Genomic DNA, 23859 nt, shown 5'->3' with positions numbered 1-23859 from the left:
CTGTTACTTCACGGCGCCGGCCGTCAGGCCGCGCACGTAATATCGTTGCAAGAGAAGGAAAAGCAGGATGCAGGGGACCATGGTCACGGCTATGCCGGCCTGAAGCGCGCCCCAGTCGATGATGCCATAGATGCCCGACGAAACATTCACCAGCATGATCGGCAGCGTGAACTTGTTCTGATCGGACAGAAAGATGAGGGCAGCGAGGAATTCGTTCCAGGAATTCAGGAAGGCGAACATCGCAACAGTGGCGACACCGGGAAGAGCGATCGGCAGCATGATCCGGCGCAGGATCGTTGCCTGCGACGCGCCATCTATCCGCGCCGCCTCGATCAGCGCCTTCGGCACCGCGTCGAAGGCGTTGCGCATCATAAAAACGGAAAAAGGAAGCTGGAAGGTCACGTAGATCAGCACCAGGCCGAAAAGATTGTTCTGCAGGCGGAAGACTTTCAGGATCAGGAAAAGCGGCGTCAGGATCGATTGGAACGGGATCATCATCGTCGCCATGATCAGCACGAAGAGCAGCGACTGGCCGGGAAAGCGGAATTTCGAAAAACCGTATCCCGCCGGCACAGAGACGAGCACCGTGAGGATCACCGTTCCGGCGGCAATCAGCACTGAATTGCCGGCATAGACGTACCAGCCGGCGCCGACATGCTCGAGGCGGCGGTAGTTCTCGAGCGAGAAGGCTTTCGAGAAAAGCGCTGCCGGATCGGCAAGTGCTGCGGCCGCGGGCTTGAAGGAATTGGCGAAGGACCAGACGATCGGCATCACGAAGAAGACGGCAAAGACGCATGCCGTCAGAATGAAAGCGAGATAACCGAGCCGCTCGCTCACCGGCTTCGCTGCGAGATTATGGTTGAGCCGTTCCAATCAACCCTCCTCCGGCCGCTGGCGCAGCAGGACGAACTGTATCGCGCTGATCGCCACCAGCACGACGAGCAGGGCAAAGGAGATCGCCGAGCCATAACCGAGACGGTAGGATGAGAACGACGCGAGATAGATCGAGAAGACCGCGGAGATCGTGCTGTTCTCGGGGCCGCCCTGGGTGATGATGAAGAACTGGTCGAAGGCCAGCATCGATGAAGTGACGTTGAGGACGAGCGCCAGCACCACCGAGTTCCTCATCAAAGGCAGCGTGATCCGGCGAAACCGGCTCCAGACGCTCGCGCCGTCGATCCTGGCGGCTTCGATGACGTCGTTCGATATGCTCTGAAGGCCGGTCAGGAGGATGATCATCGTGAAGCCCGCCGTTTTCCAGACGACCATCAGGATGACGACGCCGAGGGCTGGCCAGAAACTTTCGAGCGGCCTCGGCGCGCTGTCGATGATGCCCGCGCCGCGCAGCAGCTGCGCAAAGACGCCGCTATCGGGATTGAGCAGCCACATCCACAGTGTCGAGGCCGCCCCGAAGCCGATGACAACAGGCATGAAATAGATCGTGCGGAAAAAACCGGCGATCCGCAGCGGCCGGTCGACGAGCAGCGCCAGGGGAAAGGCCACCAGGAAGATCGCAGCCGTGACCAGCACGGTGTAGAGCAGCGTGAAGCCCAGGGAATGCCAGAGCTGGGTGTCGCCGATCAGTTCGGCATAGTTGGACAGGCCGACGAACTTCGTCCGGCCGAGAAGCGGCCAGTTGTAGAAGCTCATCCAGACCGTCATGACAAGCGGCACGAGGAAGAGCACGACGATGAACAACAAGCCCGGCAGGATGAAGGCAAGGCCGAGCCAACCCTTCGGCTCGGGCTCTCCGGTTGCGGCTGTGCGCCTCCGGTTGCGACGTGTCGAGGATATCACCGCAACTCCTCCTTCCGTTTGAATGTCGGGACGTGAAGGGAACGGCAGGGTATCTACAGATACCCTGCCGAAGCCCCGTCGGACTCAGTTCGGATTGGTGCGTTCGAGGATGCGGGTGAAGTCGGCCTGCGTCTTGGCGATCGTTCCGTCGACATCGTCACCGAAGATCGTGCCCTGGATCAGATTGAGGAAGGGTCCGGTGCGGCTGACGAAGAGTTCGTCCGACGAAAATGTGTAGGGCGTGCGCGCCTTGGAGAGGATATTGTAGGCGACGAGATTGCGCGGGTCGAACTTTGCATAGGCTTCCGCTGCGAGGTCGGTGCGCGAGGGCATCCCCGATTCCTGGGTGATATAGACCTGCTGCTCGGGTTGCATGTAGAAATTGACGAAATCGAGCGCGACTTTCTTCTTCTCGTCGCTGATGCCCTTTATCAGGGAAAGCGTATCGCCGCCGGCAAAGCTCGATTCACCGCCCTTCGGTCCGGGGATCGGTGCAACGGCGAATTTCACGTCGGGATATTTGCTGGTCAGCAGATTGACGATGTAGGAGCCGGTCATCAGGATGCCGACCTTGCCCGAGGCGAAGGCCTCGACGGCATTGTTGCCGTTGCCGGAACGCGAGGTCGGATGGATCGCACCGGCCTTCCACATATCGCGATAGGCAGCGATGGTCTCGCGCAGCGCCGGCGTATCGACGGTAGCACTGCGGCCGTCATCGCTCAGCACGTCGGCATTGGCGGCCCAGAGATGCGGCAGGAAGTCGTAGATCAGCCAGCTTCCCGAATTCGCCACGAAATAGAAGCCGTAGGTCTCGTTGCCGAGCGCGGCGATCTTCTTGGCATCGGCGGCGATCTCCCCCATCGATGCCGGCGCCTTGTTGGGGTCGAGGCCGGCCTTGGTGAACAGATCGGTGTTATAGGCGATGATCGAGGCATCCGGCAGGGCCGGCACGCCGTAGATCTTGCCGTCATAGGTGGCAAGGCGGATGTGCGACGGGCTCATGGCGGAGGAATAAGGCAAGCCCTTCACGAAGTCGGAGATATCCTCAAGACCATCCGCGGCGGCAAAGGTCGGGAGGTAGATCAGGTCGAGCACCGCACCGTCAGGAGCCGCGCTGCCGGCAATCGCCGCACCCAGCTTCGGCACCATCTGCTCTGCCGTGATCTGGGTAACGTTGACCTTGTCGGAGTGCGATGCGTTGTATTTGTCGGCCAGCCCCTGAAGGACGGCGCCGGAGGACGTGCGCACCCATAGGGTGATTTCTTCGGCGCTGGCGAGAGAAGAGCTTGCCAGCAGCGCAAGAGCAGTGATCGTTGTTTTCAGTCGAAGCATGCTTGTTCCCCTTTTTCTCGTTCAGGCCTCAGGCCTTCGGACGAAACGGACGTTAGATCAGAATTTTTTTGGTGTCGACAGTCTGTGTGCATAAATCTGGTGTGCGATTGATAAAACCTTTTAACAGCATGCTTTTTTCTGCTAAAAGCTTTTAGCAAGAATTGAAGACGAGGCGTGGTTTGAAGAATACTGGTGATCGGAGACGGACGATCTACGACGTGGCAAAGGCTGCGGGCGTCAGCATTTCGACGGCGTCGAACGCGCTGAACGGCACCGGCCGAACGAATGCGGAGACCCGCGAACGGGTCCGGCGCGTGGCAGAAGAGATTGGGTTTCGGCCCAATGCGCTCGCCCGTGGGTTGCTAAGCAAGCGAAGCCATGCGATCGGCATGCTGACCAACGACACCTATGGCAGACTGACGCTGCCGATGGCGGCCGGGGTGTCGGAAGTGCTCGTCGATCACGGCGTGTCCGTCTTCCTCTGCGCGACGAACAATGATCCGAGGCTCGCCCAGCTGCACCTGGAGGCGCTGCTCGACAGGCAGGTCGACGGCATCATATTCACCGCGACCCGCCTCGACCTCGAGCCGCCGGTCCAGCTGTCCCGCCTGCCGATACCCGTCGTCTACGTCTTTGCCGAGGGGCCAGCCGACAGCGTCACCTTCTTTCCCGACGACGAACAGGGCGCCCGCCTCGCCGTCGACCATCTCAAGGAACTGGGCCGGTCGCGGATCCTGCACATCACCGGCCCGCGGGATTACCTGGCCGCTCGCATCCGCGCCCAATCCTATCTCGACGCCTGCGGCGACGGTGCCGAAGCGATGTTCGGCGAGTGGTCGGAGGAATGGGGTCACGAAGCCGTCCAGACGGTCTTCGCCCGGTCCGGCCCAAAGCCCGACGCCATCTTCTGCGGCAGCGATGAAATCGCCCGCGGCGTCATCGACGCGCTGCGCGACCTGAATGTGGAAATCCCGGCGGATGTCGCCGTCGTCGGTTTCGACAATTGGGAAGTCGTGGCGCGTCAGACGCGCCCGCCGCTGACCACCATCGACATGGAATTGAAGGAACTCGGCCATCGCGCCGGCCTGGCAATCCTCAGCCTCTCCAAGGGTGAACCGGTCCCTGCCGGCATCACCAGATTGCCGTGTCGCCTGGTCGTGCGGCAGTCTTGCGGCAGCCCCCTTCAATCCGACTGAAAGCGACGGCAAGCAACACCGGCCCGTCGTCGCTATTATCTGTCCGTGGAATTGCCGGAACGGGTCAGGCTGTTGCGGCTGACCAGTGACGGTATCTGGAAAATATGCTCGGAAGCGGTGCGGCCTTCTATTCTGGAAATGAGGGCTCGGGTTGCGATCTGGCCAAGCTCCCTGCCCGATTGATCGATGCTTGCGAGATTGACGAGGCCGAGTGCTGCGGTCGACGAATTGTCGTATCCGATGACGGCGAGATCTTCGGGCACGCGCACACCCATCTCCATAGCCAGGCTCAGAAGGGTGATCGCGTCGAGATCGCTCCAGCAGAACACGGCGCGCGGCCTGTCCTTCCTCGATAGGAACTTTCGCATCGCCTCTTCCCGCTTTGGCGAAGCAATCGGAATTTTGCTGATCGCTGGCGAGGAGCCGAGCCCGCCACGCTGCATCGCCCGGCGAAACCCGATCTCGCGCTGGCGGACGACGGAGACCGCGTGCCCCTGGCGCTCGCCAAGGCTCAGCATTTCGATGTCGCGATAGCCGCAGGCAAGAAGCGCTTCCACGGCGATCTCCGCCCCGCGCTGATCGTCGGCATTGACGGTGTCGAAGGCCGTGGCGCTGGCATCGTGGTAACCGACCGCGACGATCGGTATCTGGACCGCGAATTTTGCCAGGATGTCCGAGGGCAACCGCGGCGCAACGAGGATAAGGCCGTCCATCTTGTAGTCGATCATCGACTCGATCAACGACGTCTCCAGCTGCACGCGCGCATCGCTGACGCCGATCATCGCCTGGTAGTGCGAAGGCCCAAGCACCTCGTTCACGCCGGCAATCACCTCCGGAAGGAAGGGATTGCGGATATCGATCAGGAGCACGCCGATGGTAAAACTCCGGCCACGCAGCCCTCTAGCTGCCCGCGAAGGGCGATAGGCGAGTGTCTCGATGGCATCGGTCACCCTTGCGCGCAGCGCATCACTGACGCCATAGGCGTTTCGCATCACCTTGGAAACCGCTGCGACCGATACGCCCGCGTGAGCTGCCACGGTCCGGATCGTCACGCGACCGTTTCGTTGCGGCTTTTGTTTGTCTTCGATTGACATGAACTCTCTGGCTTGCTGCGGGTCGTCAACATCGCCCGCAGAATCACCATGGCAGACTGGCAACGAAAATTCTATTGCGCTTCCGAAGAAAATGTAGAACGTTATATGGAGAACGTTCTACAACTCGTCGGGAGGACTTGATGAACTTTCAGCCGGCAGCCATCAGCGGCAACCTCGTTTCGCGCGCCTGGTCCGGGGATATGATCGCGCCACTATCGGATGGCGGCCAGGGAACGGCCGCAAGCTTCGTCTCCAAGACTTTCGAACATGATGGCGCCAAGCTTCCCGTCGAGCTCTTTATCTCCGCACTTGGCCTCTATCGCTGCTTCATCAACGGCGTTCGTGTCGGCAGCGACCTCTTGACACCAGGCTGGACGAACTACGACGATCGCATTGCCTATCAGCGATACGACGTCTCGACCCTGCTCAAGCCGGGGCCGAACCGCGTTGAAATCTGGCTTGCCGACGGATGGTACCGATCGCCCTTGATGTGGGGCGCCAAGGCGATCCCGAACTGCTGGGGCGACAGGATCGGCGCCATTGCGGATCTGATCGGAGCTGATGGCACCGTTCTTTCCACCGACGCGACATGGCGAAGCGGTGTTCTGCCGATCCTGCAGTCGGGGATCTACTTTGGCGAAGTCTATGATGCCCGCGAGGAAAACTATGCCGAGACCCACGGCACCGAGAGATTGCCGTTCGACAGGGCACTGCTCGTCGAGCATGAAACTGCGGCGGTGCGGGAGTTGCAGCCGCTTGCTCCAGTCGAAAGCTGGACTGACGATGGCGGCAGGACGGTCTATGACTTCGGCCAGAATGCCGGCGGCTATGTTAGATATACCGTCCGAGGCGCTGCTGGCGCCGAAGTCCGGGTGGAGCATTCGGAAGTTCTCGGTCCCGACCGTCATTTCGACAATCGCAACTATCGCACGGCCGCCGCGCACACCGTCTACACGCTGCGGGGAGACGGCGACGAGACCTACGCGCCGCATTTCACCTTCCACGGCTTCCGCTATGCCAGGGTGACGATCAAGGGCGATGCGAAGATCCTCGCAATCGCATCCATCCCGATCTCATCTGTGCCCGAGCCTGCCGGCGGTTTCACCTCGGGCAATGCGCTGGTCAATCGCCTCGTCGAGAATACCATCTGGTCCCAACGCGCCAATTTCGTCGAAGTGCCGACCGATTGCCCGCAGCGCGACGAACGCCTCGGCTGGACGGGGGATGCCCAGGTGTTTGCCGCGACGGCGTGCTGGCTGAGCGACAGCCAGTCGTTCCTCAGGAAATATCTACGCGATGTGATGGCCGATCAGCGCGAGGACGGCGCCGTCTCACATTTTTCGCCGGATCCGACGCGCTTACATCCGGCCAATTTCCCGGGTTATGCCGGCTCGACCGGCTGGGGCGACGCGATCGTCGTCATCCCCTGGGTACTCTACGCTCATTACGGCGACCGGGCCGTTCTGGCGGAGTGCCTGGATTCCATGGTGCGCTGGGTCGATTTCGTCTGGTCGATCTCGGATGGTCCGCTCGTGCGTCCGCCCTCGCATTGGGGCGCCCGCGGCTTCACCTTCGGCGACTGGCTGCAGCCGGTCGGCGACAATCGAAAGCCTCGTCCGACGATCGCCGACGACTGCGCGGCGACGCTCTACCACTTCATCTCGACCGACCTTCTGGCAAGGATCGCAGCCACTCTCGGTGAGCACGTCCTTGAAGAGAAGATGAAACAGCGCGCAAACGAGATCCGGCTGACATTCGCCAATGAGTTCGTTACGCCGGCGGGACGGCTCGCGCACAATGACCAGACGTCCTATGCGTTGGCCTTCCTTCACGACCTGATACCGGAGGAGCACAGGCAAGCCGCACAGCAGCATTTCCGGCAGGTGATCATCGATGCCGACTACAAGATTGGCACTGGCTTCATCGGCACGCCGGCCCTGCTGCCGGCGCTGACGAAGCTCGGCATGGACGATCTGGCCGAAAAAGTCTTCCTGCAGGAGGATGTGCCGGGCTGGCTCTACCAGGTGTCGAAGGGGGCGACGACGATCTGGGAGCGCTGGGATTCCATGGCGCCTGACGGCACCATCTACGAACCTGATATGAACAGCTACAACCACTATGCCTATGGCGCGGTCTGCCAGTGGCTGTTCGAAAGCGTCGCCGGAATTTCACCGAACCCGAGCGCACCCGGATTTGCCGAGGTCATTGTCGACCCGGCGCCGATTCCGTCTCTTTCGCCGGTTTCGGCGCATCATGACATCAGCCAGGGACGCATCGAGGCCGGCTGGCAGTGCGACGGCAACAAGGTCACCTATGTGCTAACCCTTCCGGAAGGCTGCATCGGCCGTTTCCGGCCCGGAAAACGCCATCAAAACCCGTCGCTCAACGGAGAGCCGGTCATCGAAGAAACCGTCCTTCCCCCGGGAACGCACCGACTGGTCTTTTCTCTACCCAATTCTTGAGGAGCATACAGGTCACACCGTTCAGAGGAGGAACGTCATGACACATCGGATAAAGTTCATTCTTGCGGGCGCGTCCGCGCTTTTGGCACTGGCCGCGGCCGGCCCGTCGCATGCAGACACCACGCTGTCATTCCTGATCGACAACAACCCGGACACCGTCGCGGCGGCCGAGGCACTTGTTGCCGCCTATCAGACAAAGGCGCCTGACGTGACGATCGAAATCGAGCCGCGGGCAGGAGGTGGCGAGGGTGACAACATCATCAAGACGCGCCTGGCGACGGGCGAGATGTCCGATGTGTTTCTCTATAATTCCGGCTCGCTGCTCCAGGCGCTGAAACCCGCGCAGACGCTTGTCGATCTGAGCGGTCTTGCGTCCCAGGCGAAGGTGGACGAAGGCTTCAAGTCGGTCGTCCGCGCCGACGGCAAGCTCTACGGTGTTCCCTTCGGCACGGCGATGGCGGGCGGCATCCTCTACAACAGGAAAATCTACCAGGACCTCGGCCTGTCAGTCCCGAAGACATGGGCGGACTTCATGGCGAACAACGCAAAGGTCAAGGCATCAGGCAAGGTCGCCGTGGCGCAGACCTATCGCGATACCTGGACCTCGCAGTTATTCGTTCTGGCGGACTATTACAACCTCCATGCCGCCGTGCCGAACTTCGCTGCCGACTACACTGCCAACAAGGCGAAATACGCCGAGACGCCGGCGGCCATGAAAGGCTTCGAACGGCTGAAGGACGTTCACGACGCTGGCCTGATGAACGAGGATTTCGGCGCGGCAAGCTATGACGATGGCTTGAGAATGGTGGCAACGGGCGAGGCAGCGCATTATCCAATGCTGAGCTTCGCAATCGGCGCGCTCAAGCAGAATTATCCCGAGAACCTCGCAGATGTCGGTTTCTTCGCGCAGCCGAGCGACGACGCGGCGACGAATGGCCTGACGGTCTGGATGCCGCCCGCCCTCTACATTCCCCTTACCAGTCAGCACGCAGAGGAAGCGAAGAAATTCGTGGATTTCGCAGGAAGCGTCGAGGCCTGCAAGATCATGGTGGAAACCAATGCCGTTCAGGGGCCTTCCCTGATCGACGGCTGCGACCTGCCGGCCGACGTGCCGCCTGCGATAGAGGACATGCTCCCCTATTTCGAGGCCAAGGACAAGACGACCCCGGCGCTGGAATTTGTTTCGCCGGTCAAGGGGCCGGCTCTCGAGCAGATCACCGTCGAAGTCGGCTCCGGTATTCGCCAGCCTGCCGACGCGGCAAAACTTTATGACGACGACGTGCGCAAACAGGCCAAGCAACTCGGCCTGCCCAACTGGTAGCGGTCTATCGGGCTAGTTGACCTCGCTCCTAAAGGGGCGAGGCTCCACCCGATCGAAGAGGTAGTCATGACCGAGACACGCCCCCGCTCGCGCAAATCGCCCTACCCGCTGTGGTTTTTCGTTCCGGCCGCAATCATCTACTGCGTGCTGTTTCTGGTTCCCACCGTATCCTCTCTCTGGTTCAGCCTCACACGCTGGGATCTTTCGACCGCCGAATTCATCGGGCTTGAAAACTTTCAGCAGTTCTTTTCCGAACCCTTCCTGGTCAAGGGACTGGTCAACACGTTGATCTATGCCGTGACGACATCCGGCCTGAAGACGGTCTGCGGGTTGCTGCTCGCCGTGCTGCTGACCAGCAATATTTTCGCCCGCGGCTTCCTGCGCACACTGGTCTTCTTTCCCGTCCTGGTCTCGACGATCGGCATCGGCATCACCTTCACGGTGATGATGCATCCGACCAGGGGCATCATCAATGTCACGCTCGAAACGCTCGGCATTCCCGGGCCGGGATGGCTGACCAATCCGGCACTCGCGCTTTTTTCCGTGGCCCTCGTCGATCTCTGGAAGGGTGTCGGCCTCGCCACCTTGATCTTCATCGCCGGTCTTGCTGCGATCAGCCCCGATTATTACGAGGCGGCGAGAATTGACGGGGCCACACGTCTCCAGCAATTTTCCCGCATCACCCTGCCGCTCGTGCGTCCCGCCACCATCACCGTGGTGACCTTGTCGTTGATCGGCGGGCTTCGATCCTTTGATCTGATATGGGCGATGACCCGCGGCGGGCCCGGTTTCTCCTCGGATGTGGTCGCCTCGGTCATCTACAAACAGTATCAGGCGGGCTTCTACGGTCTGTCGACCGCCGGAAACGTCATCCTGTTTGCGCTGATTGCCGTGATCATCCTGCCACTCACCCTTTGGCTCAACCGGCGTGGGGTCGAAGAATGAGAAGCATCCGCCCTTACGTGACCGGCGCGATAGCCCTTGCCGTCGCGGCCGTCATCTTCGTGATGCCGTTCATTTTCGTCGCCCTGCAGGCGGTCAAATCGAAATCCGAAGCGTCCCGCCTCGATTTCGAATTGCCCTCGCAGTGGCTGTTCTGGGATAATCTGGTGGCCGTTTTCAAGGCGCGCGACTACCAGCTCGTGCTCGCCTATTTCAACTCCACCCTGATCACCGTCGCCTCCGTCACGATCCTGATCCTGCTGTCGGCGATGGTCGGCTATGTGATGCAGCGTCGCAGGACCGTCTGGAACAGGGTGGCCTCCGTTGCCCTGTTCATGGGCCTGATGATGCCGCCGGCCGTCGTGCCCACCATCGGCCTCCTGCAGGAGATCGGTCTCTTCAAGACCATGACCGGGATGATCCTGATCCAGGTTGCCTATAATCTCTCCTTCTCGACCTTGCTCTACCGGTCGTTCATCTCGACCATACCGCGCGATCTCGACGAGGCGGCGCTGATCGACGGCGCCAAGCCCCGGCAGATCTTCTTCAGGGTGATCCTGCCGCTGCTGAAGCCGGTGACCGTCACCAACATCGTCGTCCAGTCGATTGCGATCTTCAACGATTTCACCAACCCGCTCTACTATCTTCCCGGCAAGGAGAACGTGACCGTGCAGCTGACGCTCTATAACTTCCAGAGCATGTACACGAGCCAGTACAATCTCCTCTTCATGAACATCCTCCTCGTGACGATCCCGCCGCTGATCGTCTTCATCTTCTTCAACCGTCAGATCGTCGCGGGCATGACGGCCGGCGCAGTCAAAGGGTAGCAGAATGGCTGAGCTCACTCTCAAACAGGTTCGCAAGAGCTTTGGCGCCCTCGAAGTCATCAAGGGGATCGATCTGGAGGTCGCCTCCGGCGAGTTCGTCGTTTTCGTCGGCCCATCTGGATGCGGAAAGTCGACACTGCTGCGCATCATCGCCGGCCTGGAGGAAACGACGTCAGGCGCGCTGACCATCGGCGGCAAGGATGTGACCTATGCCGAACCCTCCGAGCGCGGCATTGCCATGGTATTCCAGAGCTACGCGCTCTACCCGCACATGACCGTGGCGGAGAATATCGGCTTCGGGCTTTCGCTCGCCCGCCGCCCGAAGGCTGAGATCGCCGCCAAGGTGGCGGCGGCCGCCGAAACATTGCAGCTCACCCATCTCTTGCAGAGAAAACCGAAAGCACTCTCCGGCGGCCAGAGGCAGCGCGTCGCCATCGGCCGGGCGATCGTTCGCGACCCCAAAGTTTTCCTGTTCGACGAGCCGCTCTCCAATCTCGACGCTTCGCTCAGAGCCCAGATGCGCCTCGAGATCGCCGATCTGCACGCCCGCCTGAAGTCGACGATGATCTATGTCACCCACGACCAGGTCGAAGCGATGACGATGGCGGACAAGATCGTCGTCCTGAATGGAGGCGCGGTCGAGCAGATCGGCAGCCCGATGGAACTCTACCGCAAGCCCGCGACACCATTCGTCGCCGGCTTTATCGGCAGCCCGAAGATGAACCTCTATGGCGGCGAGACGGCACGGCGATTGAACTGCACGACCTATGGCATCCGCCCTGAGCATATCCGGCTTTCGGACGGTGCCGGGCAATGGCAGGGCAGGATCCGGCATCTCGAGCGGCTTGGCGCCGACGCAATCCTCTACCTCGACGTCCCCGAACTCGGCGAGATGGTGGTGCGCGCCGAAGGCGAGACGCCGTTTGCGCCTGGTATGACGGTCTGGGCAAATCCGGTCGAAGGAGCGGAACATCGGTTCTGAAGTCAATGCTCGCCGGTCGTCTCAGCGTTGAAACGCTTGCAACCGCTCAGCATCGACCTGATCGGCACCAGACGAAAAGCGCTGCTTTCCTTCCTACCCGCTTATGAGCCTGCGGAATTTCAGGCGAGAAGACGCGCGGGCTGGCCTTGGCGGATTATCAGTTCGACCGCCTGCTTGTCGAAAGATACGAAGCTCTCGCCGCCAAGCCATGCTCCTTCATGGGCAATCACGCCATCTGCGAAATCGCCACCCGCCTCCAGCATGGCCAGTCCTGCTTCGACCGCAGGACGGTTCATCGCCACATTCCCCGCGTTGAGCAGGTCGTGGATCGTCTGTGAAACATCTTCCTTTGATAGCCTGGCTGCTCGACGCAGTATCCAGACCAGTTCACATAAGCTCGGCAGGGAAACCGCGATCAGCGATGCTTCCTTGAGGAGCTTTGCCGCTGCCCTGCCCTGCTCGGCATCGTCCTGCAGGACGGCTCGAGCAAGAATGTTGGTATCGACTGAAACCTTCATTCCTCGCCGGCCCAGCCGGAAGCCGCGATTTCGTTCATCTCTTCGATGGTCAAGGGCTTCTTCATCTTGCCGGCATGCCGACCGATAAAGTCGTCGATTGTCCCCGTCGGACGAGCAGCCTTTACCCGCAGCTCGCCCCCAGGCAGCTTGTCGAATTCGATCCGCTCCCCCGGTTTGACCCCAAGGTGCGTCAGCAAATCCCGTCTCAGCGTGATTTGCCCTTTCATTGTGACGGCAAGGGAAGCCATGCCAAATCTCCCATCGTAAACCGATAGAAAAGTAATGGAATTTTTCCTTACATTCAAGGCTCATTGGTAGGCGGCTCGCTCCAACCGACGAAAGAGTGCCGATAAGAGCCGCCTTCTCAAAACCGGTCGGGACGCAGGGGCGCCAGATCGACAGCCGGGCGCTGTCCTGCGACCAGTTGGGAAACCAGATAGCCGGTCAGAGCCGACAGCGTCAGACCGAGATGGCCGTGGCCGAAGGCATAGGTGACACGAGGCAAGTGCCGGGAGCTACCGATCACCGGAAGTGAATCCGGCATGGACGGGCGAAAACCCAGCCACTCGTCGCTGCCCTGTCCGGCCGCCGGCAGGAGCATTTTCACGCCGTCACGGATCATCGCGGTCCGCTTGGGGTTCAACGGAGCGGCAAGTCCGCCGAGTTCGACAGTTCCGGCCGCACGCAATCCATCTGCCATCGGCACCATGTAGAAACCGTGTTCGGGATAGCAGACCGGGCGCGACAGCAGATGGCCCGCTTGCGGGAACAGGACGTGATAACCGCGCTCGGTGTCGAGCAGGACGAGATCGCCGATCGATGCCGTCAGTTTGCGCGAATGGGCGCCGGCGGCCACGACCGCATGGTCCGCAAGGATTTGCTTGTCCGCGATCCGCAGGCCGATGCCGTTGTCGCGCGGCTCGATCGCCGAGACTTCGCCGCGGACGATTTCCCCTCCGCCGTTTATAACAGCCTCCGCAAGCGCGAAGGCGAGTTGCCTGGGGCTGGAAAAGACATAAGCGTCACGGAACAGCACGCCCTTGTGGTAGAGCGGCGCAAGATTAGGCTCCATGTTCTGGATATCGGCGCGGTTCAGCCGGTCCATGGCGACGCCATGACGCTCACGCAGCGCGTTCTCGGCGTCAGCCGCCCGGAATTGCGCTTCGCTCTTATAGAGATACAGGCAGCCGTCATGCCGTTTCAGCCGCTCGGCGCCTGCCTGCGTGACAAGCGGTCGCCAAGCGGCATCGGCGTGGGAAAGCAGCACCGCCAGTGTGCCGGCGATCCGCTCGACCTCGGATTTCCCGCTCGATGCCAGGAAGGCGCGCAGCCACGGTACCAGTTGCGGCAGGTATCTCCAGACGATCGCCAGCGGACCGAGCGGATTGAGCAGCATGCCCGGCACAAGCCAGATGACGCCCGGCGTCGCGACGGGAACGACGCCGTGCGGCGCAAAGGTGCAGGCATTCCCATAGGAGCAGGCCTGCCGGTAGGATGCATCGCCCAAGGGCGGCGCCGGATCGATAATCGTGACCCGGTGCCCCATTCTTTGCAGCCAAAGGGCCGTGCAGAGGCCGACCAATCCGGCACCGACCACAGCCACATGCTGGCGCTCGGCGTCGGGCAAGGGCTGAAGCTCCGGCAGCGACTTGTTCATCGCCTAGACCAGGCCGGCCAGAGCGCGGGGACGATCGTTCAGCGTGGCGGCAATGATGCGTAGCGCCGTTGCAAGTTCATCACGCGACGATGCGCAGCCGACATTGACGCGAACGGCATGCTCGACCGGCTGACGGTCACAGGCAAAGGCGGTGGCAGCCATGACGGCAACGCCATGGGCGCGCAGATTGGCGGCAAAATCCTCGCATCGCCATGGCGCCGGCAACCTCAGCCATAAAAACATGCAGCGCGGATCGGCGGAGAAGGAATGGCCGGCAAGGATCGTCGTGACGATCGCGTGGCGTGCGCGCAGCTCCGCAAGCTGAGCCTTCAGGATCGCTTCGGCCGTGCCGTCCTCCAGCCAGCGGGTCGCAAGCAGCAGCGGCAGCGGAGAGGGCATCCAGGCGGTCGTGCGAACCGCCTCGGCAGACAGCAGCGCCCGGCCGGGCGGGCAGGAGAGATAGCCGACGCGCAGACCCGGCGCCAGCGCCTTGGAGAGCGCTGATATATGGTAGGTTCTGCTCGGCGCAAGCGTGATCAAGGCGCTTGCCCGGGTCCCGAGCATCGGTCCATAGACATCATCCTCTATGATGACGAGATCGTGCTTTTCCGCAACATCGACCAGTTCGCGCCGGCGAGCCTCGCTCATGGTGACGACGGTCGGATTGTGCATCGAGGGAACCGTGAAGACGGCGCGCACGGTCTCCTGGCGGCAGATATCGTCGAGCTCCGCCGCCGACATGCCCTGATCGTCACTTCCAATGCCGATAATGCGGAAGCGGAACATTTGGGCAAGCGCGATCAGGCCGTAATAGGTCAGTCGATCGCAGACGATGGTGTCGCCGGGCTCTATCAGGCTGCTGATCACCGCCAGCAAAGCGTGCTGGGCGCCGCTGGTGACTACGATATCGTCTTCGGACGGGTCGAAACCGTTGAGCGATATCCATTTTCTCGCCGCGTGGCGTGCCCAGGCCGGCCCTTCCGGCGGCTGGTATTCCTGCATCTGGCGAAAGCGCCGGTCGGACGACAGGTCAGGCAAAGATTGCGCCAAGCGCTGCTGGAAATCGTCGACGGCCGGCCGGTTGACCGTCAGATCGATGATACCGGCCGGGCTCGCCGCCCGGTCGACCCGCGGCATGGCGCCGTCGCCCATGACGATCGTGCCGCGCCGGGTGCTGCCCATCACAAGATTGAGGTTCTGCAATTCGCGGTAGGCGCGCGTGACTGTGGAGACGTTGAGCGACCGCTCCCGCGCGAGGTCACGCTGCGGCGGAAGCTGGCTGCCGGGGGGCAAGGCCCCCGAGCGGATCCTCGCCTCGAGCTCGTTTGCGAGCTCCAGATAGGCCGGTATCCGCGTTTCCCTCTCCTGATTTGTCCGGGTCACTTCCGATCTTTCAGACATACAATTCCTGTAACAGCGGCATAAATCCCATAAGCCGAACGCGCGCATCAATCGCCGTGGCGCTGCGATTCAGCTTGCTTTCGTGCGACATAGCACGCTTTTCTGATGTTTTCGAGACCCTGCTCCCGTCACCACACAAAATTGTTTGTGTGACTTGACAAGCCGAAGAAGACCGAGACAATATGACCCAGCATCGAGACAAAGAGGCAGGGACCCGCCGAGGAGGTATTCATGAGCGAGCGCTTCATTGCTTTCGAAGGCGTGCGTAAATCCTATGACGGCGTCAGCTATGTCGTGCGCGGCCTGGACCTCGACATCGCCAAAGGGGAATTTCTGACCCTTCTCGGTCCGTCCGGATCCGGCAAGACCACGACGCTGATGATGCTGGCCGGCTTCGAGGCGCCGACCGACGGGACGATCACCCTTGCCGACAACAGGATCGACAGCGTTCCGCCGCATCGCCGCAATATCGGTGTGGTCTTCCAGAATTACGCACTTTTCCCGCATATGACCGTCGGCGAGAACGTCGCCTTCCCGCTGAAAATGCGCCGGCTCGGCAAGGCGGAGATCACCGAGCGGGTGCGCCGCGCGCTCGACATGGTGCGAATGGCGAGCTTCGAAACGCGTCGACCCAACCAGCTTTCCGGCGGACAACAGCAGCGCATCGCGCTCGCCCGGGCTCTGGTCTTCGAGCCGCAGCTCGTGCTGATGGACGAGCCGCTCGGTGCGCTCGACAAGCAGCTTCGCGAACATATGCAGCTCGAGATCAAGCACCTGCATGCCCGCCTCGGCATCAACGTCGTCTACGTCACCCACGACCAGAGCGAGGCTCTGACCATGTCGGATCGGGTCGGCGTGTTCAATGACGGCATCCTGCAGCAGATCGCACCGCCGCATGCGCTCTACGAGACGCCGGCAAACCCCTTCGTCGCAACCTTCATCGGCGAAAACAATGCGATATCGGGCGAAGTCGTCGCGATCGAAAATGCCGTCTGCCGGATTCGCGCCCCCGATGGTTCGATCATCACCGGCCATGCCGGAGAGGGGTTGAAGGAAGGCGCGCGGGCAACGCTGGTGTTGCGGCCGGAGCGGATTCAGCTGGCGCCCGCAGCCGAGGTTCCCAACCGGTTCACCGCGACGCTCAAGGAAATCATCTATCACGGCGACCATGTCAGGTTGCGCGTCTCAGCCTGTGGCTGCGACGACGTCTTCATCAAAGTGGCAGCCGGCCAGGACATTCCGGTTCATGCGCCAGGCGCGAATACTTTCATCGGCTGGACGCCGGAGGATTGCCGCGTGCTCGCGCTCTCCTGACCGGACATTCATTCTTTCGCAAACGCAGCTACAAAAAGGGGAACCACCATGATGCGTTTAAACTACATGCTTCTCAGTTCCGTCATCACTCTTGCCATCGCAGGAGCCGCATTTGCCGAGGATACGCTGACCGTCACATCCTGGGGTGGCGCCTATACGAAGAGCCAGGAGGAGGCCTTTTTCAAGCCGTTCGCCAAGGAAGCCGGCGCCAAGATCCTCCAGGACGAATGGGACGGCTCCACGGCCAAGCTGAAGGGCATGGTCGAAACAGGCCAAGTGACCTGGGATGTCGTCGATGTCGAACCCAGCCATGCGTTGCAAGGCTGCGACGAGGGCTGGCTCGAAACGATCGACTACTCGAAGCTCGGCGGCAAGGACGCCTTCATCGACGGCGCTGCGATGGATTGCGCCGTCGCGACGATCGTCTTCGGCACCATCTATGCTTATGATGCCGCCAAGTTCCCGAATGGCGGGCCAACGACCATGGCCGATCTGTTCGACACGGCCAAGTTCCCCGGACCGCGCGCCTTGCGCAAGTCTCCAAAGACCACGTTGGAATTCGCCTTGATTGCCGACGGCGTCAAACCCGCCGAGGTTTACGATGTGCTCGGCACGTCGGAGGGCGTCGACCGCGCCTTCAAGAAGCTCGACACGATCAAGAAGGATGTGAAGGTCTGGTGGACGGCGGGCGCGCAGCCGCCGCAGCTTCTCGCCGACGGCGAAGTGGTGATGACGACGGCATGGAACGGCCGCATCTACGATGCCGTCAAGAACAGCGGCAAGAACTTCAAGATCGTCTGGGACGGCCAGGGAATGGACTTCAATCTCTGGGCCGAGCCGAAAGGCTCGAAGAACAAGGAACTGGCGGACAAATTCGTCGCCTTCACCGTCAATCCCGACGTGATGGCGCAGCAGTCCAAATATATCTCCTATGGCCCGACCCTGAAAGCGGCCATCGCAAAGGTTCCGCCGGATATTCTCGTCGATCTGCCGACAGCGCCTGAAAATACGAAGAACGCCTTTGTCGTCTCTTCCGAGTTCTGGGCCGATCATGATGAGGAGTTGACTGAACGCTTCAGCAAGTGGCTCGCACAGTAACCTCGTCGGGCGGGCGGGTGTCCCCCTGACCTCGTCCGCCCCTTTTTCTCCCTCAGGAAGGCAGAGCGATGGCGATCGCGACAATGAATGATGGCGATGAGGCAAGGATTGCCGCTCGCACGCGGGCGAAAAGGCTCGGCAGTGCGAAAAGCAAGGCGCAGCTGAGAGCGCTGCTGCTGATCGCGCCTCTGTTGATCTTCCTGCTGCTCGTCTTCGTCCTGCCCATTGCCCTGTTGTTGACACGCGCGGTCGACAACAGGGCGGCTTCCGCCGCCCTGCCCTACACGATGTCGGCTCTATCAGCCTGGGATGAGCAGTCTGCGCCCGACGAAACGCTGTTTGCTGCCTTTGCCACCGATCTGAAACAATCGCCGCGCGACCAGATTGCCGAAGTGGCCAAGCGTCTCAACTATTACGAGACCGGCATGCGCTCGATGCTGTTGAAAACCGCTCGTACGATCCGCAATGCGGAGCCGCCCTATAAGACTGCCTTCGTCGCCATCGATCCCAAATGGGAGACCCCGCACTACTGGACGCTCATCAAGAATGCGTCGCCGCCCTTCACCGATTATTACCTGCTCGCCTCGCTCGACCTGGAGCGCGGTGCTTCGGGCGCCATCGGCAGGGTCTCGGCGGAGAATGCGGTCCATGTCGATGTCCTGATCCGCACATTCGTCGTCAGCGCTTCGGTGACCGTGATCTGCCTGTTTCTCGGCTATCCCCTTGCCGCCCTGATCGCCCGATCGAAAGGAGCGGTCGCCAATACGCTGATGATCCTGGTGCTCCTGCCGTTCTGGACCTCGCTTCTGGTCCGCACCAGCGCCTGGGTCGTCTTGCTGCAGGGACGCGGCGTGATCAACTCGGCGCTCATTTGGTTGGGCCTGATCGACCCAGCGCATCCCCTCGACCTGATCTACAATCGCGTCGGCGTGCTGATCGCCATGACTCATATTCTCCTGCCCTTTATGGTGCTGCCGATCTACAGCGTCATGAAGAGCATACCTCCGGTCTATCTGCGTGCCGCCTCGTCGCTTGGCGCGCCGCCGATGTCGGCCTTCTTCCGCATATACCTGCCGATGAGCATGCCTGGTGTCAGTGCCGGCGGGTTGCTCGTCTTCATTCTGGCGCTTGGCTACTACATCACCCCGGCCCTGGTCGGCGGGCCGGGAGACCAGATGGTGAGCTATTTCATCGCCTATTACTCAAATCAGGTCACGAACTGGGGCATGGCGGCGGCTTTGAGCACGATCCTGCTGGCGGCGGTGTTGATCCTCTATGCCGTCTACAATCGCATTGTCGGCATCGACCGGCTGAGGATAGGCTGATGACGAACTTCCTTTCTTTCCCGCGGTTGTTTTCGATCCTCTTGTGGCTGGCTGGCGGCCTGGTGATCCTGTTCCTGATCGCACCGATCGTGGCGATCGTGCCACTCTCCTTCAATGCCGAGCCGTTCTTCACCTATCCCATGCCCGGCCTGTCGCTGCGGTGGTATCGCGAATTCTTCGATTCCAACGTCTGGCAGCTGGCGCTCAAGAACAGCATCATCGTCGCCGTCTTCGCCACGCTTCTATCGACCTTTCTCGGCACGCTCGCCGCGATCGGCCTCAGCCGGCCCTCCTGCCCGGCACGTGCAACGCTGACCGCCATTCTGATTTCGCCGATGATCGTGCCGGTCATCGTTTCGGCGGTCGGCATCTATTATGCCTTCGCGGCCGTCGGGCTGCTCAACAGCCTGACCGGGCTAGTGTTGGCGCATACGGCGATCGGCGCCCCCTTCGTGGTGATCACCGTGACCGCCACGCTGGCAAGCTTCGATCACAATCTGATGCGGGCGGCATCCAGTCTCGGCGCAGCCCCGGTCGAAGCGACCTTGCGCATCATGCTGCCGATCATCGCGCCGGGGGTGGCGTCCGGCGCGCTCTTTGCCTTCGTGACCTCGTTCGACGAAGTGGTGATTGCGCTTTTCATCGCCGGTTCCGAAGAACGCACGCTGCCGCGCCAGATGTGGAGCGGCGTGCGCGAAACGCTGAGTCCGACGATCGCCGCCGTCGCCACGCTCCTCATCCTGTTTTCGACGCTGTTTCTCGCCACGATCCAATGGCTGCAGCGCCGCGCCGAACGCCAGAAGATTGCGCATAGGGATTAATTCAGGGAGTTGAGCATGCAGATCGAACGCTACGAAACCGGAAAACGGATGAGCCAGGGCGTGACCTATGGCGGCTTCGTGTTCCTCGCAGGCCAGGTCGCAATCGACGCGCCGGGCGCGTCCGTGCGCGAACAGACGACCAACATCCTGGCGCGGATCACGCGGCTTCTGGAAAGCGTGGGCAGCAATCCGACACGGATCGTCAGCACGACGATCTGGCTTGCCGATATCTCCAGCTTCGAAGACATGAATGCCGTCTGGGACGCCTGGGTGCCTTCGGGTCATGCGCCGGCGCGCGCCACGGTCGAGGCAAGGCTCGCCGGACCGGAATTCGCCGTCGAGATCGGCATCATCGCAGCGGTCGGGAACTGACGGTCGGCGCCGGACGTCATTTCGCCGGTGCGGATAAACCGCAAGCATCGACCAAGGTTAGGCAATACCGCCCAGGCACACATATTTAAGTTCGGTATATTCGTCCAAGCCATGCCTGGATCCTTCGCGACCGAGACCCGACATCTTCACGCCGCCGAACGGAGCCTCGGCCGTCGAGACGAGACCGGTATTGACGCCGACCATCCCATATTCGAGCGCTTCGGCGACGCGAAATACCCGCGACAGATCGCGGGCGTAAAAATACGAAGCGAGCCCGAACTCGGTGTCGTTTGCCTGTTCGATGACGTCCTCTTCGTCGCGGAAGCGGAAAAGCGGTGCAAGCGGCCCGAAAGTTTCCTCACGCGCCACCTGCATGCCGGCAGCAACATCGCGCAGGATCGTCGGCTCGAAGAAATGGCCGCCGAGCGCGTGGCGTTTGCCGCCTAAGACGATCCCGGCACCCTTTGAAACGGCATCGCTGATATGGCTTTCGACCTTGGCGACAGCATTATCGTCGATCAGCGGGCCAAGCACGACGTCACGGTCGAGACCGTTGCCGACCTTCAAGCCCGAAACGGCCGCGGCGAGCTTGGCGGCAAACGCCTCATAGACGCCGTCCTGGACATAAAGGCGATTGGCGCAGACGCAGGTCTGACCGTTGTTGCGGAACTTGGCGATGAGCGCGCCTTCGACGGCAGCGTCGAGATCGGCATCGTCGAACACGATGAAGGGTGCATTGCCGCCAAGTTCGAGGCCGAGCTTTTTGATCGTCGGCGCGCATTGTCGGTAAAGCAGCTCGCCCGTCCGGGTGGAGCCCGTGAATGTCAGGACCCGAACGTCACGGCTTGCCGTCAGCACCCCGCCAATTGCCGCTGCGTCACCCGTGACGATGTTGAGAAGCCCCGGCGGCAGGCCGGCGCGCTCACCGAGAACGGCGATCGCAATGGCGGAGAATGGCGTCTGCAGCGCCGGCTTGAGAACGACGGCACAGCCGGCGGCAAGCGCGGGGCCAATCTTGCGGGTGATCATCGCGTTCGGAAAGTTCCAGGGCGTGATCGCCGCCACTACGCCTGCCGGCTGGCGAAGGACGAGGATCCGCTTGTCCGGCTGATGTCCTGGTACGACCTCGCCGTTGATGCGTCTCGCCTCCTCGGCGAACCATTCGATGAAGCTCGCACCATAGGTGATCTCCCCTTTGGCCTCGGCCAGGGGTTTTCCCTGCTCCAGCGTCAGGATCATCGCCAGATCGTCGCGATTTTCGATCATCAGCCGGTGCCATTTCTTGAGAACGGCGGCGCGCTCCCCGGCGGTCTTCTTCGCCCAAAGCTTCTGGGCGATAACCGCGGCGCGGATGGCATCTTCCGTTTCCGCGGCGCCGAGGTCAGGCACCACCCCCAGCGGCTCGCCTGTCGCCGGATTGCGGACCGTCGCCGCCTTGCGGCCTTCCGCTTCGATCCAGCGATCGGCGATGGGGCATGCCTGACGGAACAGCGAGGGATCATTGAGCTTCATATGACAACTTTCAACAGAATACGTGAGCGGCACCGGGATCGAAATTCAGATGGACTATATCGCCACGGCTGAGCCCCGCGATAGCCTCGTGACCAAACGGCAGGCGAACCGCCAGTGCCTCGCCCGTCGCCGTCTCGGTCGAGACGTGAATATTGTTACCGAGGAAGGTAATGTCGCTGACCGTTGCGGCAAGACCCGCTCCGGCCGCCTGGTTTCGCGACAACCGAATGCGCTCCGGCCTCAGCATCAGGGCTGCCCTCGTCCCGGAGGTTCCTTTTCCATGCACCGGAATATGATTGAAGACGCTCCCGCCGCCAAGCGAGATGGTGGCCTGCCCATCGGAGGATGACAGCAGGTCGCATGAAATGAAGTCGCTGTCGCCGATGAATTCGGCCACGAAGCGGGTCCGCGGATTGGCGTAGAGTTCCGGGCCTGTCCCGATCTGGTCGATGACGCCCTTGGAAAAGACGGCGATGCGGTTGGAGAGCCGCAGCGCCTCCTCCTGGTCGTGCGTGACATAGAGGATCGTCACTTCGGTCTGCTGGTGGATCCGGCGTATCTCATGCTGGATTTCCTCACGCAGCTTCTTGTCGAGCGCCGACAGCGGCTCGTCCATCAGAAGTACCGGCGGATCATAGGCAAGGGCTCTGGCAAGGGCGACGCGTTGCTGCTGACCGCCGGACATTTGCGCAGGCTTTCGATCCTCGAAGCCTTCGAGCCTGACGAGGCGCAGCATCTCCTTCACCTTGCTGTCGACCTCGGCCTTGGATTTGCGCCTGACCTTCAGCGGAAATGCGATATTCTCACCCACCGTCAAATGCGGAAACAGGGTGTAGCGCTGGAACACCATGCCGATGTTGCGCTTGTGCGACGGCGTGGCGAGCAGGGTCTTGCCTTCCAGCGTAATGTCGCCTTTCGTCGGCGTTTCAAAACCGGCCAGGATGTAGAGCGTCGTGCTCTTGCCGGATCCGGACGGTCCGAGAAAGGTCAGGAACTCCCCGCGCCGAACGTCGAGATTGACGTCGTGGACGGCGACCACCGGGCCGTATTCCTTGCGTATTCCGCGGATCTGAAGGAATGGTTCTTTCATTGTTTCAGTACCTTACGCACGACGGCAACCAGCGCCATCAAGATGATCGTCAAAAGGATGAGAAGGGTCGACGCCGCAGCGACAACGGGCGTCAGGTCCTGCCGCAGCGTCGCCCATACTTTTACGGGCAGCGTCTGCAGGGTCGGGCTGGACATGAAGATCGCCACCACCACCTCATCCCAGGATGTCAGGAACGAGAAGACGGCCGCCGAAAACAGCCCGTGGCTGATCGCCGGCAGGGTGACCCTGATCTTTGCTTCCAGAGGCGAAGCGCCACAAAGAACCGCCGCATCCTCGATCGACTTGTCGAAGCCCTCCAGCGCACTTGAGATGGACAGGATCGAGAAGGGCAGTGCGAGAACGAGGTGCGAAATGACGAAGCCAGCCAAGGTGCCGCCGAGGCCGATCCTCAGGAAGAAGGCGTAAAGGGCAACCGCAAGGACCACGACGGGCAGGATCATTGGCGTCACGAACAGCGCTTTCAGCGCATCGCGGAACAGGAACGAACCGCGCACCAGCCCGAAGGAGGTTACGAGCCCGAGCAGCACCGACAGGATCGTTACGATGACCGCGATCTTGAAGCTCGTCCAGGCCGATTCCAGCCAGCGCGGATCGGCAAAGAGCTCGCTGTACCACTGAAACGTCCAGCCGGGCGGTGGAAAGATCAGCCACTGCGAAGAGCCGAAGGAGAGCGCCGCGATAAAGACAATCGGCAGCAGCAGAAAGGCCGCCGCCAGAAGCGTGACCGCCAGCAGGATATATTTCCACCAGCCGAGCCGGTCGAAATTGAGCAACATG

The 23859-nt window shown here is 61.4% G+C and carries 22 protein-coding genes; 11 read left to right on the top strand and 11 right to left on the bottom strand.

What is annotated here, in order from left to right; genetic code table 11:
* Positions 1-3: 3 nt before the first annotated feature.
* From GFM02_RS29250 to GFM02_RS29240, 3 genes are all read right to left on the bottom strand, one after another.
* The gene (locus tag GFM02_RS29250; RefSeq protein WP_168323572.1) at positions 4-873 is read right to left on the bottom strand and encodes a carbohydrate ABC transporter permease; all 870 of its coding nucleotides are present in this window, start codon (positions 871-873) and stop codon (positions 4-6) included.
* A complete protein-coding gene (locus tag GFM02_RS29245) occupies positions 874-1797 on the bottom strand; it encodes a carbohydrate ABC transporter permease (protein WP_168323571.1) in 924 nt (307 codons plus the stop codon).
* Between the two features lie 84 nt (positions 1798-1881).
* On the bottom strand, positions 1882-3129 hold the full coding sequence (locus GFM02_RS29240; RefSeq protein ID WP_168323570.1) for an ABC transporter substrate-binding protein: 1248 nt from the start codon (positions 3127-3129) through the stop codon (positions 1882-1884).
* Positions 3130-3308: 179 nt separating this feature from the next.
* Between GFM02_RS29240 and GFM02_RS29235 the strand changes: the two genes are divergently transcribed.
* The gene (locus GFM02_RS29235) at positions 3309-4325 is read left to right on the top strand and encodes a LacI family DNA-binding transcriptional regulator (protein ID WP_168323569.1); all 1017 of its coding nucleotides are present in this window, start codon (positions 3309-3311) and stop codon (positions 4323-4325) included.
* A gap of 35 nt (positions 4326-4360) precedes the next feature.
* Here GFM02_RS29235 and GFM02_RS29230 read toward each other — a convergent pair whose 3' ends face one another.
* Positions 4361-5419 carry a LacI family DNA-binding transcriptional regulator gene (locus tag GFM02_RS29230; RefSeq protein WP_168323568.1) on the bottom strand — a complete coding sequence of 353 codons (1059 nt, stop codon included), beginning with the start codon at positions 5417-5419 and terminating at the stop codon, positions 4361-4363.
* Positions 5420-5559: 140 nt separating this feature from the next.
* On the opposite strand from GFM02_RS29230, the gene GFM02_RS29225 reads away from it, so the two are divergent.
* The 5 genes from GFM02_RS29225 to GFM02_RS29205 all read left to right on the top strand — a co-directional run bounded on the left by GFM02_RS29225 (position 5560) and on the right by GFM02_RS29205 (position 11953).
* Complete coding sequence (locus GFM02_RS29225; RefSeq protein WP_168323567.1) at positions 5560-7881, top strand: alpha-L-rhamnosidase; 2322 nt, start codon at positions 5560-5562, stop codon at positions 7879-7881.
* Positions 7882-7918: 37 nt separating this feature from the next.
* Entirely contained in the window at positions 7919-9202 is a 1284-nt protein-coding gene (locus GFM02_RS29220; RefSeq protein ID WP_168323566.1) for an ABC transporter substrate-binding protein, read from the top strand.
* Positions 9203-9268: 66 nt separating this feature from the next.
* Positions 9269-10147, top strand: a complete 879-nt coding sequence (locus GFM02_RS29215) for a carbohydrate ABC transporter permease (protein WP_168269527.1) — start codon at positions 9269-9271, stop codon at positions 10145-10147.
* Positions 10144-10971, top strand: a complete 828-nt coding sequence (locus GFM02_RS29210; RefSeq protein WP_168323565.1) for a carbohydrate ABC transporter permease — start codon at positions 10144-10146, stop codon at positions 10969-10971. The genes GFM02_RS29215 and GFM02_RS29210 overlap by 4 nt, the downstream gene beginning before the upstream one ends.
* A 4-nt stretch (positions 10972-10975) precedes the next feature.
* On the top strand, positions 10976-11953 hold the full coding sequence (locus tag GFM02_RS29205) for an ABC transporter ATP-binding protein (protein WP_168269531.1): 978 nt from the start codon (positions 10976-10978) through the stop codon (positions 11951-11953).
* A gap of 119 nt (positions 11954-12072) precedes the next feature.
* On the opposite strand, the gene GFM02_RS29200 is transcribed toward GFM02_RS29205, so the two are convergent.
* The 4 genes from GFM02_RS29200 to GFM02_RS29185 all read right to left on the bottom strand — a co-directional run bounded on the left by GFM02_RS29200 (position 12073) and on the right by GFM02_RS29185 (position 15529).
* Positions 12073-12471, bottom strand: a complete 399-nt coding sequence (locus GFM02_RS29200) for a type II toxin-antitoxin system VapC family toxin (protein WP_168256815.1) — start codon at positions 12469-12471, stop codon at positions 12073-12075.
* Positions 12468-12719, bottom strand: a complete 252-nt coding sequence (locus tag GFM02_RS29195; RefSeq protein ID WP_003538685.1) for an AbrB/MazE/SpoVT family DNA-binding domain-containing protein — start codon at positions 12717-12719, stop codon at positions 12468-12470. Before GFM02_RS29195 ends, GFM02_RS29200 begins: the two co-directional genes overlap by 4 nt.
* A gap of 116 nt (positions 12720-12835) precedes the next feature.
* Positions 12836-14128 carry an NAD(P)/FAD-dependent oxidoreductase gene (locus GFM02_RS29190; RefSeq protein WP_168304023.1) on the bottom strand — a complete coding sequence of 431 codons (1293 nt, stop codon included), beginning with the start codon at positions 14126-14128 and terminating at the stop codon, positions 12836-12838.
* Between the two features lie 3 nt (positions 14129-14131).
* Positions 14132-15529, bottom strand: coding sequence for a PLP-dependent aminotransferase family protein (locus tag GFM02_RS29185; protein ID WP_168304022.1), 1398 nt, complete (start codon positions 15527-15529; stop codon positions 14132-14134).
* Positions 15530-15760: 231 nt separating this feature from the next.
* Between GFM02_RS29185 and GFM02_RS29180 the strand changes: the two genes are divergently transcribed.
* From GFM02_RS29180 to GFM02_RS29160, 5 genes are all read left to right on the top strand, one after another.
* On the top strand, positions 15761-16843 hold the full coding sequence (locus tag GFM02_RS29180) for an ABC transporter ATP-binding protein (protein ID WP_168304021.1): 1083 nt from the start codon (positions 15761-15763) through the stop codon (positions 16841-16843).
* A 48-nt stretch (positions 16844-16891) separates the two neighbouring features.
* Entirely contained in the window at positions 16892-17941 is a 1050-nt protein-coding gene (locus GFM02_RS29175) for an ABC transporter substrate-binding protein (RefSeq protein WP_168304020.1), read from the top strand.
* 68 nt (positions 17942-18009) lie between these two features.
* Positions 18010-19266, top strand: coding sequence for an ABC transporter permease (locus GFM02_RS29170; protein ID WP_168304019.1), 1257 nt, complete (start codon positions 18010-18012; stop codon positions 19264-19266).
* Entirely contained in the window at positions 19266-20087 is an 822-nt protein-coding gene (locus tag GFM02_RS29165) for an ABC transporter permease (protein WP_164049027.1), read from the top strand. The genes GFM02_RS29170 and GFM02_RS29165 overlap by 1 nt, the downstream gene beginning before the upstream one ends.
* Positions 20088-20102: 15 nt before the next feature.
* Positions 20103-20459 carry a RidA family protein gene (locus tag GFM02_RS29160; RefSeq protein WP_168304018.1) on the top strand — a complete coding sequence of 119 codons (357 nt, stop codon included), beginning with the start codon at positions 20103-20105 and terminating at the stop codon, positions 20457-20459.
* A 57-nt stretch (positions 20460-20516) separates the two neighbouring features.
* On the opposite strand, the gene GFM02_RS29155 is transcribed toward GFM02_RS29160, so the two are convergent.
* Genes GFM02_RS29155 through GFM02_RS29145 form a run of 3 tightly spaced genes read right to left on the bottom strand, consistent with a single transcriptional unit; the run spans position 20517 to position 23858 of the window.
* Complete coding sequence (locus GFM02_RS29155) at positions 20517-21971, bottom strand: NAD-dependent succinate-semialdehyde dehydrogenase (protein ID WP_168323564.1); 1455 nt, start codon at positions 21969-21971, stop codon at positions 20517-20519.
* Between the two features lie 10 nt (positions 21972-21981).
* On the bottom strand, positions 21982-23061 hold the full coding sequence (locus GFM02_RS29150; RefSeq protein WP_168323563.1) for an ABC transporter ATP-binding protein: 1080 nt from the start codon (positions 23059-23061) through the stop codon (positions 21982-21984).
* Positions 23058-23858 carry an ABC transporter permease gene (locus GFM02_RS29145; protein ID WP_168323562.1) on the bottom strand — a complete coding sequence of 267 codons (801 nt, stop codon included), beginning with the start codon at positions 23856-23858 and terminating at the stop codon, positions 23058-23060. Before GFM02_RS29145 ends, GFM02_RS29150 begins: the two co-directional genes overlap by 4 nt.
* Position 23859: the final 1 nt, after the last annotated feature.

The organism is Rhizobium leguminosarum bv. viciae (genome assembly GCF_012276115.1).
Lineage (GTDB): Bacteria > Pseudomonadota > Alphaproteobacteria > Rhizobiales > Rhizobiaceae > Rhizobium > Rhizobium leguminosarum_T.
This window is presented reverse-complemented; position numbering and strand designations above follow the sequence as displayed.

Excerpts from the sequence above, each read along its gene's own strand:
- GFM02_RS29220 (WP_168323566.1), top strand. The coding sequence starts at position 7,919 with ATGACACATCGGATAAAGTTCATTCTTGCGGGCGCGTCCGCGCTTTTG.
- GFM02_RS29205 (WP_168269531.1), top strand. The coding sequence starts at position 10,976 with ATGGCTGAGCTCACTCTCAAACAGGTTCGCAAGAGCTTTGGCGCCCTC.
- GFM02_RS29195 (WP_003538685.1), bottom strand. The coding sequence starts at position 12,719 with ATGGCTTCCCTTGCCGTCACAATGAAAGGGCAAATCACGCTGAGACGG.
- GFM02_RS29155 (WP_168323564.1), bottom strand. The coding sequence starts at position 21,971 with ATGAAGCTCAATGATCCCTCGCTGTTCCGTCAGGCATGCCCCATCGCC.
- GFM02_RS29210 (WP_168323565.1), top strand. The coding sequence starts at position 10,144 with ATGAGAAGCATCCGCCCTTACGTGACCGGCGCGATAGCCCTTGCCGTC.
- GFM02_RS29165 (WP_164049027.1), top strand. The coding sequence starts at position 19,266 with ATGACGAACTTCCTTTCTTTCCCGCGGTTGTTTTCGATCCTCTTGTGG.
- GFM02_RS29170 (WP_168304019.1), top strand. The coding sequence starts at position 18,010 with ATGGCGATCGCGACAATGAATGATGGCGATGAGGCAAGGATTGCCGCT.
- GFM02_RS29145 (WP_168323562.1), bottom strand. The coding sequence starts at position 23,858 with ATGTTGCTCAATTTCGACCGGCTCGGCTGGTGGAAATATATCCTGCTG.
- GFM02_RS29150 (WP_168323563.1), bottom strand. The coding sequence starts at position 23,061 with ATGAAAGAACCATTCCTTCAGATCCGCGGAATACGCAAGGAATACGGC.
- GFM02_RS29215 (WP_168269527.1), top strand. The coding sequence starts at position 9,269 with ATGACCGAGACACGCCCCCGCTCGCGCAAATCGCCCTACCCGCTGTGG.
- GFM02_RS29185 (WP_168304022.1), bottom strand. The coding sequence starts at position 15,529 with ATGTCTGAAAGATCGGAAGTGACCCGGACAAATCAGGAGAGGGAAACG.
- GFM02_RS29230 (WP_168323568.1), bottom strand. The coding sequence starts at position 5,419 with ATGTCAATCGAAGACAAACAAAAGCCGCAACGAAACGGTCGCGTGACG.
- GFM02_RS29200 (WP_168256815.1), bottom strand. The coding sequence starts at position 12,471 with ATGAAGGTTTCAGTCGATACCAACATTCTTGCTCGAGCCGTCCTGCAG.
- GFM02_RS29180 (WP_168304021.1), top strand. The coding sequence starts at position 15,761 with ATGAGCGAGCGCTTCATTGCTTTCGAAGGCGTGCGTAAATCCTATGAC.
- GFM02_RS29160 (WP_168304018.1), top strand. The coding sequence starts at position 20,103 with ATGCAGATCGAACGCTACGAAACCGGAAAACGGATGAGCCAGGGCGTG.
- GFM02_RS29175 (WP_168304020.1), top strand. The coding sequence starts at position 16,892 with ATGATGCGTTTAAACTACATGCTTCTCAGTTCCGTCATCACTCTTGCC.
- GFM02_RS29225 (WP_168323567.1), top strand. The coding sequence starts at position 5,560 with ATGAACTTTCAGCCGGCAGCCATCAGCGGCAACCTCGTTTCGCGCGCC.
- GFM02_RS29190 (WP_168304023.1), bottom strand. The coding sequence starts at position 14,128 with ATGAACAAGTCGCTGCCGGAGCTTCAGCCCTTGCCCGACGCCGAGCGC.
- GFM02_RS29240 (WP_168323570.1), bottom strand. The coding sequence starts at position 3,129 with ATGCTTCGACTGAAAACAACGATCACTGCTCTTGCGCTGCTGGCAAGC.